Here is a 15,439-nt window from a genome sequence, read left to right as displayed (position 1 = left end):
CGCAGCGGTCAGGGTGGTCTTGCCATGGTCAACGTGACCGATGGTGCCCACGTTCAGGTGCGGTTTGTTACGTTCGAATTTTTCTTTAGCCACGAGATAAAACCTCTAGTCAAAGCGCTGATTAAGCTTGTTTCTTGATGATGGCTTCGGCGATGTTCGACGGAGCTTCGGCGTACTTGGAGAACTCCATGGAGTAGCTTGCGCGACCCTGAGACATGGAGCGGACATCCGTAGCGTAGCCAAACATCTCGCCCAGCGGAACCTCGGCACGGATGACCTTGCCGGTCACGGTGTCTTCCATACCCTGGATCAGGCCACGACGACGGTTGAGGTCGCCCATGACGTCGCCCATGTAGTCTTCCGGGGTCACGACCTCGACCTTCATGATCGGCTCGAGCAGCACGGCACCACCCTTCTGGGTGAGCTGCTTGGTCGCCATGGAGGCAGCGATCTTGAACGCCATCTCGTTGGAGTCGACGTCGTGGTAGGAACCATCGAACACGGCGGCCTTCAGGCCGAGCAGCGGATAGCCGGCAACGATACCGTTCTTCATCTGCTCTTCGATGCCTTTCTGGATCGCCGGGATGTATTCCTTCGGAATCACACCGCCCACGACTTCGCTGACGAACTCCAGACCTTCCTGACCTTCGTCAGCCGGCGCGAAGCGGATCCAGCAGTGACCGAACTGGCCACGACCACCCGACTGGCGAACGAACTTGCCTTCGATCTCGCAGGTGTTGCGGATGGTTTCGCGGTAGGCGACCTGAGGCTTGCCGATGTTCGCTTCCACGCCGAATTCGCGCTTCATGCGGTCCACCAGGATGTCCAGGTGCAGCTCGCCCATGCCGGAGATGATGGTCTGACCGGACTCTTCGTCGGTCTTGACGCGGAACGACGGGTCTTCCTGGGCCAGCTTGCCCAGTGCGATACCCATCTTTTCCTGGTCGGCCTTGGTCTTCGGCTCGACGGCGACCGAGATCACCGGCTCCGGGAAGTCCATGCGCTCGAGGATGATCGGCTTCTCGATCGAGCACAGGGTGTCACCGGTGGTGACGTCCTTCATGCCGATCAGGGCGGCGATGTCGCCAGCGCGAACTTCCTTGATCTCTTCACGGGTGTTGGCGTGCATCTGCACCATACGGCCGACGCGCTCCTTCTTGCCCTTCACCGAGTTGATGACGGAGTCACCGGAACTCAGAACGCCCGAGTAGACGCGCGCGAAGGTCAGGGTACCGACGAAGGGGTCGGTGGCGATCTTGAACGCCAGAGCCGAGAAGGGCTCGTCGTCGTCCGCGTGACGCTCGTCGGTGATTTCCTCGTTGTCCGGGTTGGTACCCTTGATCGCGGGAATCTCGATCGGCGCCGGCAGGAAGTCGATGACGGCGTCCAGAACCAGGGGCACGCCCTTGTTCTTGAAGGACGAACCGCAGACGGCCGGGACGATTTCGCAGGCGATGGTACGCTGACGCAGGCCGGCCTTGATCTCGTCGATCGACAGCTCGCCCTCTTCCAGGTACTTGTTCATCAGCTCTTCGTTGGCTTCGGCCGCAGCCTCAACCATGTTGGAGCGCCACTGCTCGGCGTCGGCCAGCATGTCCGCAGGAATCTCTTCCTCGCGGTAGGTCATGCCCTGGTCGTCGTCGTTCCAGAAGATGGCCTTCATCTTCAGCAGGTCGATCTGGCCCTGGAAGTTCTCTTCCGCGCCGATGGCCAGCTGAACCGGGACCGGGGTGTGGCCCAGGCGCTTCTTGATCTGCTCGACGACGCGCAGGAAGTTGGCGCCAGCACGGTCCATCTTGTTGACGTAGACGATGCGCGGTACGCCGTACTTGTTGGCCTGACGCCATACGGTTTCGGACTGGGGCTCGACACCGGAGGTGCCGCAGAACACCACGACCGCACCGTCCAGCACGCGCAGGGAACGCTCCACCTCAATGGTGAAGTCCACGTGGCCGGGGGTGTCGATGATGTTCACGCGGTACTTGTCGTACTGCTTGGTCGAACCGGACCAGAACGCGGTGGTGGCAGCGGAGGTGATGGTGATACCACGCTCCTGCTCCTGCACCATCCAGTCCATGGTCGCAGCGCCGTCGTGAACCTCGCCCATTTTGTGGTTCACGCCGGTGTAGAACAGAATCCGCTCGGTAGTAGTCGTCTTACCTGCGTCCACGTGGGCGCAGATACCGATGTTCCGATAGCGGTTAATAGCGGTTGTACGAGCCATAAGGTCCTCGCTTGATTGGAAGCGCTAGGCTTAGAAGCGGTAGTGCGAGAAGGCCTTGTTGGCTTCCGCCATGCGATGCACGTCTTCGCGCTTCTTGACTGCGGCACCCTTGCCTTCAAAAGCGTCCATGAGTTCACCCGCCAGGCGCAGAGCCATGGACTTCTCACCACGCTTACGCGCGGAGTCCACCAGCCAGCGCATGGCCAGGGCATTACGACGGGAAGGACGAACCTCAACCGGCACCTGGTAGGTAGCACCGCCGACACGGCGGGACTTCACTTCGACCAGCGGAGCGATGGCGTCGAGCGCTTTTTCGAAAACTTCCAGGGGTTCGGCGTTCTTGGAACGCTCTTTGACCTTGTCCAGAGCACCATAAACGATACGCTCGGCAACGGCTTTCTTACCGCTTTCCATCACGTGGTTCATGAACTTGGCCAGGATCTGGCTTCCGTATTTCGGATCGTCAAGTATTTCGCGCTTGGCCGCTACACGACGTCTTGGCATTGATAAGCCCTCAAAACGGTCTTCAGGTTAGCTCGGGACTCGTTGCCCGACCTTACTCTTATCGACTCGAACAAAAAGAATAGGTGATTACTTCGGACGCTTGGTGCCGTACTTGGAACGGCCCTGCTTGCGGTCCTTCACACCGGTGGTGTCCAGCGAGCCGCGCACGGTGTGGTAACGCACACCCGGCAGATCCTTGACCCGGCCACCGCGGATCAGCACGACGCTGTGTTCCTGCAGGTTGTGACCTTCACCGCCGATGTAGGAGGTGACTTCGAAGCCGTTGGTCAGACGTACACGGCAGACCTTCCGCAGTGCGGAGTTGGGCTTCTTGGGGGTGGTGGTGTACACGCGGGTGCACACGCCACGACGTTGCGGGCAGTTTTGCAGCGCAGGTACGTCGGATTTCTCGACGATACGCTTGCGTGCACTACGCACCAGCTGGTTGATAGTTGCCATCTATAGCTCCACTGATTGCCTTGCGACATAAACGAAATGACAGAACGTCAGTCCTGCCCATTTTCGGGGAACGAAAGTCTAAAGAGCTTGCAAGCTCCAGTCAAGACAAAGCCCCCGGACGCCTGAGGCGCCGGGGGCTTGGTCACGCGAAGCGCGCTATCGAACTCAGCTGGCGCTGGAGTTCAGCGCTTCGGTCAGGGCGGCTTCGGCCTCGCTGGCGCTGACGCGCTGCGGCTTGCCGAGTTCGCGCTGACGCTTGCGCTCGCTGTGGTAGGCCAGACCGGTACCGGCCGGGATCAGACGACCCACTACCACGTTTTCCTTCAGGCCGCGCAGGAAGTCGCGCTTGCCGGTCACGGCGGCTTCGGTCAGGACACGGGTGGTCTCCTGGAAGGAAGCGGCCGAGATGAAGGACTCGGTGGACAGCGAGGCCTTGGTGATACCCAGCAGCACGCGCTCGTACTTGGCGACGAAGCGATCGTTGCCGACCAGCTGCTCGTTCTCTTCCAGGACGTGGGTCAGTTCGACCTGGTCGCCCTTGATGAAGCTCGAGTCGCCGGTGTCGCTCACCTCGACCTTGCGCAGCATCTGCCGCAGGATGGTCTCGATGTGCTTGTCGTTGATCTTCACGCCCTGCAGGCGGTACACGTCCTGGATCTCGTTGACGATGTACTTGGCCAGCGCGCTGACACCCAGCAGACGCAGGATGTCGTGCGGGTTGCTCGGACCGTCGGAGATGACTTCGCCACGGCTGACCTGTTCGCCTTCGAAGACGTTCAGGTGGCGCCACTTCGGAATCAGCTCCTCGTAGGGATCGGTGCCGTCGGTCGGGGTGATGACCAGGCGACGCTTGCCCTTGGTTTCCTTGCCGAAGGAGATGGTACCGCTGATCTCCGCCAGGATGGCCGGCTCCTTGGGACGACGCGCTTCGAAGAGGTCGGCCACGCGGGGCAGACCACCGGTGATGTCGCGGGTCTTGGAGGTTTCCTGGGGGATACGGGCGATAACGTCACCCACATGCACCTTGGCCCCGTCGCTCAGGTTGACCAGCGCGTTCGGCGGCAGGAAGTACTGGGCCGGTACGTCGGTACCCGGCAGCAGCAGGTCCTTGCCGTTGGCGTCGATCAGCTTGACCGCCGGACGGATGTCCTTGCCGGAAGTCGGGCGATCCTTGGCGTCAAGCACCTCGATGTTGGTCAGACCGGTCAGTTCGTCGGTCTGGCGCTTGATGGTGATGCCCTCCTCCATGCCGACGAAGGCCACGGTACCGTCCATCTCGGTGACGATGGGGTGGGTGTGCGGGTCCCACTTGGCGACGATGGCGCCAGCGTCGACCTTGTCGCCTTCCTTGACCGAAATCACCGCACCGTAGGGCAACTTGTAGCGCTCGCGCTCACGACCGAAGTCGTCGGCGATGGCCAGCTCACCGGAACGGGACACGGCGACCAGGGCACCGTCGGCACGTTCGACGTGCTTCAGGTTGTGCAGGCGGATGGCACCGCCGTTCTTGACCTGGACGCTGTCGGCCGCGGAGGTCCGGCTGGCCGCACCACCGATGTGGAAGGTACGCATGGTCAGCTGGGTACCCGGCTCACCGATGGACTGGGCGGCGATGACGCCGACCGCTTCACCGATGTTGACCTGGTGACCACGGGCCAGATCGCGACCGTAGCACTTGGCGCAGATGCCATGACGGGTTTCGCAGGTGATCGGCGAACGCACCACGACTTCGTCGACGCTGTTGAGTTCGAGGAACTCGACCCAGCGCTCGTCGACCAGGGTGCCAGCCGGCACGATGATCTCTTCGGTACCCGGCTTGGGCACGTCACGGGCGATGACTCGACCCAGAACGCGCTCACCCAGGGGCTCGACCACGTCGCCGCCTTCGATGTGCGGGGTCATGATCAGGCCGCGCTCGGTACCGCAGTCGACCTCGGTCACCACCAGATCCTGGGCCACGTCGACGAGACGACGGGTCAGGTAACCGGAATTCGCGGTCTTCAGGGCGGTATCCGCCAGACCCTTACGGGCACCGTGGGTGGAGATGAAGTACTGGAGTACGTTCAGGCCTTCACGGAAGTTGGCGGTGATGGGCGTTTCGATGATGGAGCCGTCCGGCTTGGCCATCAGGCCACGCATGCCGGCGAGCTGGCGAATCTGGGCCGCGGAACCCCGGGCGCCGGAATCGGCCATCATGTACATGGAGTTGAAGGACTCCTGGTCGACTTCCTTGCCCTCACGGTCGATGACCTTCTCTTTCGAGAGGTTGGTCATCATCGCCTTGGACACTTCGTCGTTGGCCTTCGACCAGAGGTCGATCACCTTGTTGTACTTCTCGCCCTGGGTCACCAGGCCGGAGGCGTACTGGCTCTCGATCTCCTTCACCTCGGCGGTGGCGGCATCGATGATGCGAGCCTTCTCGTCCGGGATGACGAAGTCGTTGACGCCGATGGAGACGCCGGACAGGGTCGAATAGGCGAAACCGGTGTACATCAGCTGGTCGGCGAAGATGACGGTGTCCTTCAGACCCACCACGCGGTAGCAGTGGTTGATCAGCTTGGAGATGGCCTTCTTCTTCATCGACTGGTTGACCACGTCGTACGGCAGACCGGCGGGCACGACCTGGAACAGCAGCGCGCGGCCGACGGTGGTGTCGACGATGCGGGTGTTCTTGGTCAGGCTGCCGTCCTTGTGACGGATGGTCTCGTTGATGCGCACCTTGACCTTGGCGTGCAGCGCGGCCTCGCCGGCACGGAAGACGCGGTCGACTTCCTGCAGGTCGGCGAACACGCGGCCTTCGCCCTTGGCGTTGATGGCTTCACGGGTCATGTAGTACAGACCCAGGACCACGTCCTGCGACGGCACGATGATCGGCTCGCCGTTGGCGGGCGACAGGATGTTGTTGGTCGACATCATCAGGGCGCGCGCTTCCAGCTGGGCTTCCAGCGTCAGCGGCACGTGCACGGCCATCTGGTCACCGTCGAAGTCGGCGTTGTACGCGGCGCAGACCAGCGGGTGCAGCTGGATGGCCTTGCCTTCGATGAGGACCGGCTCGAACGCCTGGATACCCAGACGGTGCAGGGTCGGGGCGCGGTTGAGCAGCACGGGGTGTTCGCGGATGACTTCGGCGAGAACGTCCCAGACCTCGGGCAGTTCGCGCTCGACCATCTTCTTGGCGGCCTTGATGGTGGTCGCCATGCCACGGGCTTCCAGCTTGCCGAAGATGAACGGCTTGAACAGTTCCAGGGCCATCTTCTTGGGCAGACCGCACTGGTGCAGGCGCAGGGTCGGGCCCACGGTGATCACGGAACGACCGGAGTAGTCGACGCGCTTGCCCAGCAGGTTCTGACGGAAACGACCTTGCTTGCCCTTGATCATGTCGGCCAGGGACTTCAGCGGGCGCTTGTTGGAACCGGTGATGGCACGACCGCGACGGCCGTTGTCCAGCAGGGCGTCAACGGCTTCCTGCAGCATGCGCTTCTCGTTGCGCACGATGATGTCGGGCGCAGCCAGGTCGAGCAGCCGCTTGAGGCGGTTGTTCCGGTTGATGACGCGACGATAGAGATCGTTCAGGTCGGAGGTCGCGAAGCGGCCGCCATCCAGCGGTACCAGCGGACGCAGGTCCGGCGGCAGCACGGGCAGCACGGTCATGACCATCCACTCCGGCTTGTTGCCGGAACCTTGGAAGGCTTCCATCAGCTTCAGGCGCTTGGACAGCTTCTTGATCTTGGTCTCGGAATTGGTCTGCGGAATCTCTTCGCGCAGGCGGCCGATCTCGTGCTCCAGATCAATGGCGCCGAGCAGCTGGAACACGGCTTCCGCACCCATGCGGGCGTCGAAGTCGTCGCCGAATTCTTCCAGGGCCTCGAAGTACTGCTCGTCGTTCAGCAGCTGGTACTTCTCGAGGGTGGTCATGCCCGGATCGATCACCACGTAGCTCTCGAAATAGAGCACGCGCTCGATGTCACGCAGGGTCATGTCCAGCAGCAGGCCGATACGGGACGGCAGCGACTTCAGGAACCAGATGTGGGCGACGGGCGACGCCAGCTCGATGTGGCCCATGCGCTCGCGGCGCACCTTGGCCAGGGCGACTTCCACGCCGCACTTCTCGCAGATCACGCCGCGGTGCTTGAGGCGCTTGTACTTGCCGCACAGGCACTCGTAGTCCTTGACCGGGCCAAAGATCTTGGCGCAGAACAGACCATCGCGCTCCGGCTTGAAGGTACGGTAGTTGATGGTCTCCGGCTTCTTCACTTCACCGAACGACCAGGAACGAATCATCTCGGGCGAGGCCAGACCGATACGGATGGCATCGAACTCTTCGAGTTGACCCTGGTTTTTCAACAGATTGAGCAAGTCTTTCAAGGCCTTTCCTCCTCACGGACCGGAGGTGACCGCCGCGCGGCCACCTCCTCTAGGGTCTCGTGTTATTCGGTTTCCAGTTCGATATCGATGCCGAGCGAGCGGATTTCCTTGATCAGTACGTTGAAGGACTCGGGCATGCCGGCCTCCATGCGGTGATCCCCGTCCACGATGTTCTTGTACATCTTGGTCCGGCCGTTCACATCGTCCGACTTCACCGTCAGCATTTCCTGCAGGGTGTAAGCCGCGCCATAGGCCTCCAGTGCCCAGACCTCCATCTCCCCGAAACGCTGACCACCGAACTGCGCCTTACCACCCAGCGGCTGCTGGGTGACCAGGCTGTAGGAACCGGTGGAACGGGCGTGCATCTTGTCGTCCACCAGGTGGTTCAGCTTGAGCATGTACATGTAGCCGACGGTGGTGGTGCGCTCGAAGGCATTGCCGGTGCGGCCGTCGTACAGACGCATCTGGCCGCTCTCCGGCAGATCAGCCAGCTTCAGCATAGCCTTGATCTCGCTTTCCTTGGCACCGTCGAACACCGGGGTGGCCATGGGAACACCTCCACGCAGGTTCTTCGCCAGGTCGAGGACTTCCTGATCGCTCAGGTCGTCGAGCTTCTCCTGACGGCCACCGATCTCGTTGTAGATCTCGTGCAGGAAGCTGCGCAGTTCGGCAACCTTGCGCTGCTCTTCGATCATCACGTTGATCTTCTCGCCCAGGCCCTTGGCCGCGAGGCCCAGGTGGGTTTCGAGGATCTGACCGACGTTCATCCGCGAAGGTACGCCCAGCGGGTTCAGCACGATGTCCACCGGCGTGCCGTTGGCGTCGTAGGGCATGTCTTCGACCGGCATGATCACCGAGACCACACCCTTGTTACCGTGACGACCGGCCATCTTGTCGCCCGGCTGGATGCGGCGCTTGATGGCGAGGTAGACCTTGACGATCTTCAGTACGCCCGGCGCCAGGTCATCGCCCTGCTGCAGCTTGCGCTTCTTGTCTTCGAACTTGTCGTCCAGCAGCTGGCGACGGTCGGACAGGTAGGCCTGAGCCTTTTCCAGCTGCTCGTTGTGAGCATCTTCCGCCATGCGCAGCTTGAACCACTGACCGCGCTCGAGGCCGTTCAGGTACTCGTCGGTGATGACGGCACCCTTCTTGACCGCCGGACCGCCTTCGGCGACCTGACCGACCAGGGCCTGACGCAGACGCTCGAAGGTCGCGCCTTCGACGATGCGGAACTCTTCGTTCAGATCCTTGCGGATCTCGTCGAGCTGGGACTTCTCGATGGCCAGGGCGCGGGAGTCGCGCTCGACGCCGTCACGGGTGAAGACCTGGACGTCGATGACGGTACCCTTGGTGCCGGTGGGCACGCGCAGGGAGGTGTCCTTAACATCGCTGGCCTTCTCGCCGAAGATGGCGCGCAGCAGCTTCTCTTCCGGGGTCAGCTGGGTTTCGCCCTTGGGCGTGACCTTGCCGACCAGGATGTCACCGGCACCGACCTCGGCACCGACGTAGACGATACCGGCCTCGTCCAGCTTGTTCAGCGCAGCCTCACCCACGTTCGGGATGTCGGAGGTGATTTCCTCCGGGCCGAGCTTGGTGTCACGGGCCACACAGGTCAGTTCCTGGATGTGGATGGTGGTGAAGCGGTCTTCCTGGACCACGCGCTCCGACAGACAGATGGAGTCTTCGAAGTTGAAGCCGTTCCAGGGCATGAAGGCCACGCGCATGTTCTGACCCAGTGCCAACTCGCCCATGTCGGTCGAGGGGCCATCGGCCAGGATGTCGAACTTGGCCACCTGATCACCCTTGCTCACCAGCGGACGCTGGTTGATGCAGGTGTTCTGGTTGGAACGGGTGTACTTGGTCAGGTTGTAGATGTCGACGCCGGCTTCACCGGTCTCGACTTCGTCATCGTTGACGCGTACCACGATACGGCTGGCGTCGACAGAGTCGATCACGCCGCCGCGACGGGCCACGACGCAGACGCCGGAGTCACGGGCGACGTTGCGCTCCATGCCGGTACCGACCAGCGGCTTGTCCGAACGCAGGGTCGGCACGGCCTGACGCTGCATGTTGGAACCCATCAGCGCGCGGTTGGCGTCGTCGTGCTCGAGGAACGGAATCAGCGAGGCGGCGACGGAGACGACCTGCTTGGGCGACACGTCCATCAGGGTGACGTCTTCGGGCGCCTTGACGGTGAATTCGTTCAGGTGACGCACGGCCACCAGCTCGTCGATCAGCCGGTTGTTCTCGTCCAGGCCGGCGGAGGCCTGGGCGATCACGTGGTTGGCTTCTTCGATGGCCGACAGGAAGACGATCTCGTCGGTGGCCACGCCGTCCTTGACCATGCGGTACGGGCTTTCGAGGAAGCCGTACTGGTTGGTGCGGGCATAGGCAGCCAGGGAGTTAATCAGGCCGATGTTCGGACCTTCCGGCGTTTCGATCGGGCAGACCCGGCCGTAGTGCGTCGGGTGGACGTCGCGGACTTCGAAGCCGGCGCGCTCACGGGTCAAACCGCCCGGGCCGAGTGCGGAGACGCGGCGCTTGTGGGTGATCTCCGACAGCGGGTTGTTCTGGTCCATGAACTGGGACAGCTGGCTGGAACCGAAGAACTCCTTGATCGCAGCGGCCACCGGCTTGGCGTTGATCAGGTCCTGCGGCATCAGGCCTTCGCTTTCGGCCATGGACAGGCGTTCCTTGACGGCACGCTCTACCCGCACCAGGCCCACGCGGAACTGGTTCTCGGCCATTTCACCGACGCAACGGACGCGGCGGTTACCCAGGTGGTCGATGTCGTCGACGATGCCCTTGCCGTTACGGATGTCGACCAGGGTCTTGAGCACGTCGACGATGTCTTCGCGGCTCAGCACGCCCGAGCCTTCGATGGCGTCGCGACCGATACGGCGGTTGAACTTCATGCGGCCAACGGCGGACAGGTCGTAACGCTCGGCGCTGAAGAACAGGTTGTTGAACAGGGTCTCGGCAGCTTCCTTGGTCGGCGGCTCGCCAGGACGCATCATCCGATAAATCTCGACCAGGGCTTCCAGCTGGTTGCCGGTGGAATCGATCTTCAGGGTATCGGAGATGAACGGACCGCAGTCGATGTCGTTGGTGTACAGCGTCTCGAGCCGCACGACATTGGCCTTGGCCATCTTGGCCAGCATGTCCAGGGTCAGCTCGGTGTTGCACTCGGCGATGATCTCGCCGGTGGACGGGTGCACGATGGCCTTGGCGGTGGTACGGCCAATGACGTAATCGAAGGGCACTTCCAGCTCGGTGATGCCGGACTTCTCCAGCTGGTTGATGTGGCGAGCGGTCACGCGACGGCCCTGCTCCACGATCACCTTGCCGGTTTCGTCCTTGATGTCGAAGCTGGCGATGTCACCGCGCAGGCGCTGGGGCACCAGTTCCAGATTCAGGGTTTCGCCCTTGATGTGGAAGACGTTGGTGTCATAGAAGGCGTCCAGCACTTCTTCGGTGCTGTAGCCGAGCGCGCGCAGCAGTACCGAGGCCGGCAGCTTGCGACGACGGTCGATACGGACGAAGACCGCATCCTTGGGATCGAACTCGAAGTCCAGCCAGGAGCCGCGGTAGGGAATGATGCGCGCCGAGTACAGCAGCTTGCCCGAGCTGTGGGTCTTGCCGCGGTCGTGGTCGAAGAACACGCCCGGGCTGCGGTGCAGCTGGGACACGATGACGCGCTCGGTACCGTTGATGATGAAGGTACCGTTCTCGGTCATCAGGGGGATTTCCCCCATGTAGACTTCCTGCTCCTTGATGTCCTTGATCGCCTTGTTCGACGACTCGCGGTCGAAAATGATCAGGCGAACCTTGACCCGCAGCGGGACGGCGAAGGTCACGCCACGCAGGACGCATTCCTTCACATCGAAAGCCGGCTCGCCCAGGCGATAGCCGACGTATTCCAGGGCCGCGTTGCCGGAATAGCTGATAATCGGGAAAACGGACTTGAAGGCCGCATGCAGGCCGATATCGCGGAACTGGTCTTTGCCTGCGCCCGCCTGCAGGAATTCGCGGTACGAATCCAGTTGGATAGCCAGCAAATAGGGCACGTCCATGACGTGCGGCAACTTGCTAAAGTCCTTGCGGATACGTTTTTTCTCAGTGTATGAGTAAGCCATCAGCGTTCCCCAGCTTGGTCACCAGCTTGTTTGGCCTCTCCGACGGGAGCAGCCGGAAAATCGAGCAAACCCTTGGTCTGCCGCACCCCGAGAGCGAGGTGGATACCGCGCGTTTTGCCGGGCGGATATGCTCGCCCTGTACAAAACGGCAAAAGGCCGGTGGCGTTCGCCACCAGCCATCAGCCGAACGTGAGACGTTGCGGCTGTAGACGCAAGAACCGAACTTACTTGAGCTCGACCTTGGCGCCTGCTTCTTCCAGAGACTTCTTGGCAGCCTCGGCTTCCTCTTTGGAAACGCCTTCCTTGACCACGCCCGGGGCGCCGTCAACGACAGCCTTGGCTTCTTTCAGGCCCAGGCCGGTCAGTTCACGAACGACCTTGATCACGTTCACTTTCTTGTCGCCGGTTTCGGTCAACATGATGGTGAACTCGGTCTGCTCTTCGACGACGGCAGCGGCAGCAGCCGGGCCAGCGGCAGCGGCGGCAGCGGCGGTCACGCCGAACTTCTCTTCCATCGCCTTGATCAGTTCCACCACTTGCATGACGGACATTTCGGATACGGCGTTGATGATGTCTTCGTTGGTCAGAGCCATGACTCTAGATTCCTATAACAGGGTGCGGCGTCAGGCCGCAAATAATAAGAAAGACTTGCAGGAAACGCAGCACGCACGATTAGGCGGCGGCAGCTTCCTTTTGGTCGCGAATGGCGGCGAGGGTACGAGCCAACTTGCTGGTAGCGCCCTGGATAACGCTCATCAGCTGGGACACAGCTTCGTCGTAGGTCGGCAGAGTTGCCAGTACGTCGATCTGGTTAGCCGGAATGAGCTTGCCTTCGAACGCGGCGGCCTTGATCTCGAACTTGTCCTGACCCTTGGCGAAATCCTTGAAGATACGGGCGGCAGCGCCCGGGTGCTCCTTGGAGAACGCGATCAGGGTCGGGCCCTTGAAGGTGTCGTTGAGGACGTCGAAAGACGTACCTTCAACGGCACGACGCAGCAGGGTGTTACGTACGACACGCACATAGACACCGGCCGCGCGGGCCTCTTTACGGAGTCCGGTCATGGCACCCACAGTCACGCCACGGGCATCGGCCACGACAGCGGAAAGGGCACCTTGGGCAGCCTCGTTGACTTCAGCGACGATAGCCTTCTTGTCTTCGAGTTTGATTGCCACGGGTTTAACTCCTGGATGTTACCGTTTCGCCCGATGGACTGGGCGGCGTTTTGGTGTCTGACTCGGTAACCGAATCGGGAGCACCATCTGCGTAGGCTAGGGTTTCCCCGGTTTAAGACTCTCGTCCCCTACGGTCTTGGACAGCCCCCGCCAGGCAGGGACCCCAATCTTGGCGCCGCGCCCGAGAGCACGGCGACTAGTAGCTTGCTTAGGCTTCCAGGGAAGCCTGGTCGATCTGCAGACCCGGGCCCATGGTGGAGCTCAGGGTGATGCGCTTGACGTAGATGCCCTTGGAGGTCGAGGGCTTCAGGCGCTTCAGGTCGGCCAGCAGAGCTTCAACGTTCTGCTTCAGCTTCACGGGCTCGAAATCGATCTTGCCAACGGAAGCGTGGATGATGCCGTTCTTATCGGTACGGAAACGCACTTGACCAGCCTTGGCATTCTTGACGGCGGTAGCGACGTCCGGGGTCACGGTGCCAACCTTAGGGTTGGGCATCAGACCGCGCGGGCCGAGCAGCTGACCCAGCTGGCCCACAACGCGCATGGCGTCCGGGGAGGCGATGACGACGTCGTAGTTCAGGTCGCCGGCCTTCATTTCGGCAGCCAGTTCGTCCATGCCGACTTTCTCGGCACCAGCGGCCAGCGCAGCTTCGGCATTGGCACCTTGGGTGAACACGGCAACGCGAACCGACTTGCCAGTGCCGTTGGGCAGCACGGTAGCGCCACGGACGACCTGGTCGGATTTACGCGGATCCACGCCCAGGTTCACGGAGACGTCGATGGACTCCTTGAACTTGATGGTGGACAGCTCGGCCAGCAGGGCTGCAGCTTCTTCGAAGCCGTACTGCTTGCCAGACTGGATTTTTTCGGCGATCGACTTTTGACGCTTAGTGAGCTTGGCCATTACACGCCCTCCACATTCAGACCCATGCTACGAGCGGAACCGGCGATGGTACGCACGGCGGCGTCCATATCGGCGGCGGTGAGATCGGCATTCTTGGTCTTGGCGATCTCTTCCAGCTGAGCGCGGGTGACGGTACCCACTTTCTGGGTGTTGGGGCGAGCGGAACCGCTCTGGATGCCGGCAGCCTTCTTGAGCAGCACGGAAGCCGGGGTGCTCTTGATCTCGAAGGTGAAGCTACGGTCGCTGTACACGGTGATGATCACCGGGGTGGGCAGACCGGGCTCCATGCCCTGGGTGCGGGCGTTGAACGCCTTGCAGAATTCCATGATGTTGACGCCGTGCTGACCCAGCGCCGGACCGACCGGCGGGCTCGGGTTGGCTTGAGCGGCCTTAACCTGCAGCTTGATGTAAGCCTGAATCTTCTTAGCCATGTGCTACTCCAATGATGGGTTCAGCGCCCCGCGGGGCTCCCCAATTACTTGCTATATCCCAGTGACGACAAAACCCCGCAGCCTGGGCTACGGGGTGAGGGATGCGGACAACCTAGACCTTTTCGACCTGGCTGAACTCGAGCTCCACGGGGGTGGACCGACCGAAGATCAGTACCGCCACGTGAATACGGCTCTTTTCGTAATTCACTTCTTCGACGACGCCATTGAAGTCGGCGAACGGACCGTCAACCACACGAACCGTCTCGCCAGCCTCGAACAGGGTCTTCGGCTTGGGCTTGTCGCTGCTATCGGAGACACGACGCAGGATGGCGTCCGCCTCACGATCGGTGATGGGTGCGGGCTTGTCGGCAGTACCGCCAATGAAGCCCATGACCCGAGGGGTGTCCTTGACCAGGTGCCAGGTCCCTTCGTTCATTTCCATCTGCACCAGGACGTAGCCCGGGAAAAACTTACGCTCGCTCTTGCGCTTCTGGCCATTGCGCATTTCCACCACTTCTTCGGTGGGCACGAGAATGTCGCCGAACTGGTCTTCCATTTCGTGCAGCTTGACGCGCTCGATCAACGAACGCATGACATGCTTCTCGTAACCCGAGTAGGCATGCACGACGTACCAACGCTTAGCCACGGCGAACCCTTTCAACCAACAATCGTGGAAACCAGCCAACCGAGCAGGGAGTCAAGCCCCCACAACAACAAAGCCATCACGAGCACCACGGCAACCACGATCAACGTGGTCTGGGTGGTCTCTTGCCGGGTAGGCCAGACAACCTTGCGAATCTCGGTACGGGCGTCTTTCAGCAAGCCGAAGAAGGCCTGCCCCTTAGCGGTCTGCAGCGCGACAAAGGCAGCGATGGCTGCCAGCACCAACAGACCTACCACTCGATACAGGATGGACTGAGCAGCGAAGTAATGATTGGCAACGACGCCGATCACTACCAGAACGACAACCACCAGCCACTTGAGCGCATCGAAGCGCGACTCTTTGGCTTCCGCCTTGATGCTCATTGCATGAATCCTGTAAGGAGTGCCAGATGGGAATCTGGCAGGCCAGGAGGGAATCGAACCCCCAACCTGCGGTTTTGGAGACCGCCGCTCTGCCAATTGAGCTACTGGCCTGTAACTTGAATCAGGCCGACCATTATGCCGGCCTGACAGCCCAAGATCAATCGATTACTCGATGATCTTGGCAACCACGCCGGCGCCGACGGTACGACCGCCTTCA

Annotated in this window: 12 protein-coding genes and 1 tRNA gene; all 13 read right to left on the bottom strand. The window is 61.5% G+C overall.

The features are described 5' to 3' along the window. Nucleotides 1–93 (bottom strand): GTP-binding protein (locus tag FSV73_RS25375; protein ID WP_260856167.1); only part of this gene is annotated, 93 nt, incomplete at its 3' end. Between the two features lie 28 nt (nt 94–121). Then, nucleotides 122–2,224, bottom strand: coding sequence for an elongation factor G (gene fusA / locus FSV73_RS25370; RefSeq protein ID WP_145013131.1), 2,103 nt, complete (start codon nt 2,222–2,224; stop codon nt 122–124). A gap of 30 nt (nt 2,225–2,254) precedes the next feature. Continuing rightward, entirely contained in the window at nt 2,255–2,728 is a 474-nt protein-coding gene (gene rpsG / locus FSV73_RS25365; protein ID WP_007163088.1) for a 30S ribosomal protein S7, read from the bottom strand. Nucleotides 2,729–2,815: 87 nt separating this feature from the next. Further along, nucleotides 2,816–3,187, bottom strand: coding sequence for a 30S ribosomal protein S12 (gene rpsL, locus FSV73_RS25360; protein ID WP_007163089.1), 372 nt, complete (start codon nt 3,185–3,187; stop codon nt 2,816–2,818). Between the two features lie 165 nt (nt 3,188–3,352). Continuing rightward, entirely contained in the window at nt 3,353–7,552 is a 4,200-nt protein-coding gene (gene rpoC / locus FSV73_RS25355) for a DNA-directed RNA polymerase subunit beta' (RefSeq protein WP_017641871.1), read from the bottom strand. Nucleotides 7,553–7,614: 62 nt separating this feature from the next. Then, entirely contained in the window at nt 7,615–11,688 is a 4,074-nt protein-coding gene (gene rpoB / locus FSV73_RS25350; RefSeq protein ID WP_145013129.1) for a DNA-directed RNA polymerase subunit beta, read from the bottom strand. 224 nt (nt 11,689–11,912) lie between these two features. Further along, nucleotides 11,913–12,281, bottom strand: a complete 369-nt coding sequence (rplL, locus tag FSV73_RS25345) for a 50S ribosomal protein L7/L12 (RefSeq protein ID WP_145013127.1) — start codon at nt 12,279–12,281, stop codon at nt 11,913–11,915. Nucleotides 12,282–12,360: 79 nt separating this feature from the next. Continuing rightward, the gene (gene rplJ / locus FSV73_RS25340; protein WP_059316467.1) at nt 12,361–12,861 is read right to left on the bottom strand and encodes a 50S ribosomal protein L10; all 501 of its coding nucleotides are present in this window, start codon (nt 12,859–12,861) and stop codon (nt 12,361–12,363) included. Between the two features lie 208 nt (nt 12,862–13,069). After that, on the bottom strand, nt 13,070–13,765 hold the full coding sequence (gene rplA / locus FSV73_RS25335; protein WP_145013125.1) for a 50S ribosomal protein L1: 696 nt from the start codon (nt 13,763–13,765) through the stop codon (nt 13,070–13,072). Next, the gene (rplK, locus tag FSV73_RS25330; RefSeq protein ID WP_145013123.1) at nt 13,765–14,196 is read right to left on the bottom strand and encodes a 50S ribosomal protein L11; all 432 of its coding nucleotides are present in this window, start codon (nt 14,194–14,196) and stop codon (nt 13,765–13,767) included. The genes rplA and rplK overlap by 1 nt, the downstream gene beginning before the upstream one ends. A gap of 112 nt (nt 14,197–14,308) precedes the next feature. Then, a complete protein-coding gene (gene nusG / locus FSV73_RS25325; protein WP_007163096.1) occupies nt 14,309–14,842 on the bottom strand; it encodes a transcription termination/antitermination protein NusG in 534 nt (177 codons plus the stop codon). An 11-nt stretch (nt 14,843–14,853) separates the two neighbouring features. Further along, on the bottom strand, nt 14,854–15,222 hold the full coding sequence (secE, locus tag FSV73_RS25320) for a preprotein translocase subunit SecE (RefSeq protein ID WP_059316468.1): 369 nt from the start codon (nt 15,220–15,222) through the stop codon (nt 14,854–14,856). A gap of 35 nt (nt 15,223–15,257) precedes the next feature. Continuing rightward, a tRNA-Trp gene (locus FSV73_RS25315) sits at nt 15,258–15,333 on the bottom strand. Nucleotides 15,334–15,439 lie beyond the last annotated feature (106 nt).

The sequence above is a fragment of the Pseudomonas oryzihabitans genome, assembly GCF_007665395.1.
Classification (GTDB): Bacteria; Pseudomonadota; Gammaproteobacteria; order Pseudomonadales; family Pseudomonadaceae; genus Chryseomonas; species Chryseomonas psychrotolerans_C.
The sequence above is the reverse complement of the archived record's forward strand: the minus strand, read 5'-3'. Positions and strand labels throughout refer to the sequence as shown.

Excerpts from the sequence above, each read along its gene's own strand:
- rplK (WP_145013123.1), bottom strand. The coding sequence starts at position 14,196 with ATGGCTAAGAAGATTCAGGCTTACATCAAGCTGCAGGTTAAGGCCGCT.
- fusA (WP_145013131.1), bottom strand. The coding sequence starts at position 2,224 with ATGGCTCGTACAACCGCTATTAACCGCTATCGGAACATCGGTATCTGC.
- rpsG (WP_007163088.1), bottom strand. The coding sequence starts at position 2,728 with ATGCCAAGACGTCGTGTAGCGGCCAAGCGCGAAATACTTGACGATCCG.
- rpsL (WP_007163089.1), bottom strand. The coding sequence starts at position 3,187 with ATGGCAACTATCAACCAGCTGGTGCGTAGTGCACGCAAGCGTATCGTC.
- rpoB (WP_145013129.1), bottom strand. The coding sequence starts at position 11,688 with ATGGCTTACTCATACACTGAGAAAAAACGTATCCGCAAGGACTTTAGC.
- rplL (WP_145013127.1), bottom strand. The coding sequence starts at position 12,281 with ATGGCTCTGACCAACGAAGACATCATCAACGCCGTATCCGAAATGTCC.
- rplA (WP_145013125.1), bottom strand. The coding sequence starts at position 13,765 with ATGGCCAAGCTCACTAAGCGTCAAAAGTCGATCGCCGAAAAAATCCAG.
- secE (WP_059316468.1), bottom strand. The coding sequence starts at position 15,222 with ATGAGCATCAAGGCGGAAGCCAAAGAGTCGCGCTTCGATGCGCTCAAG.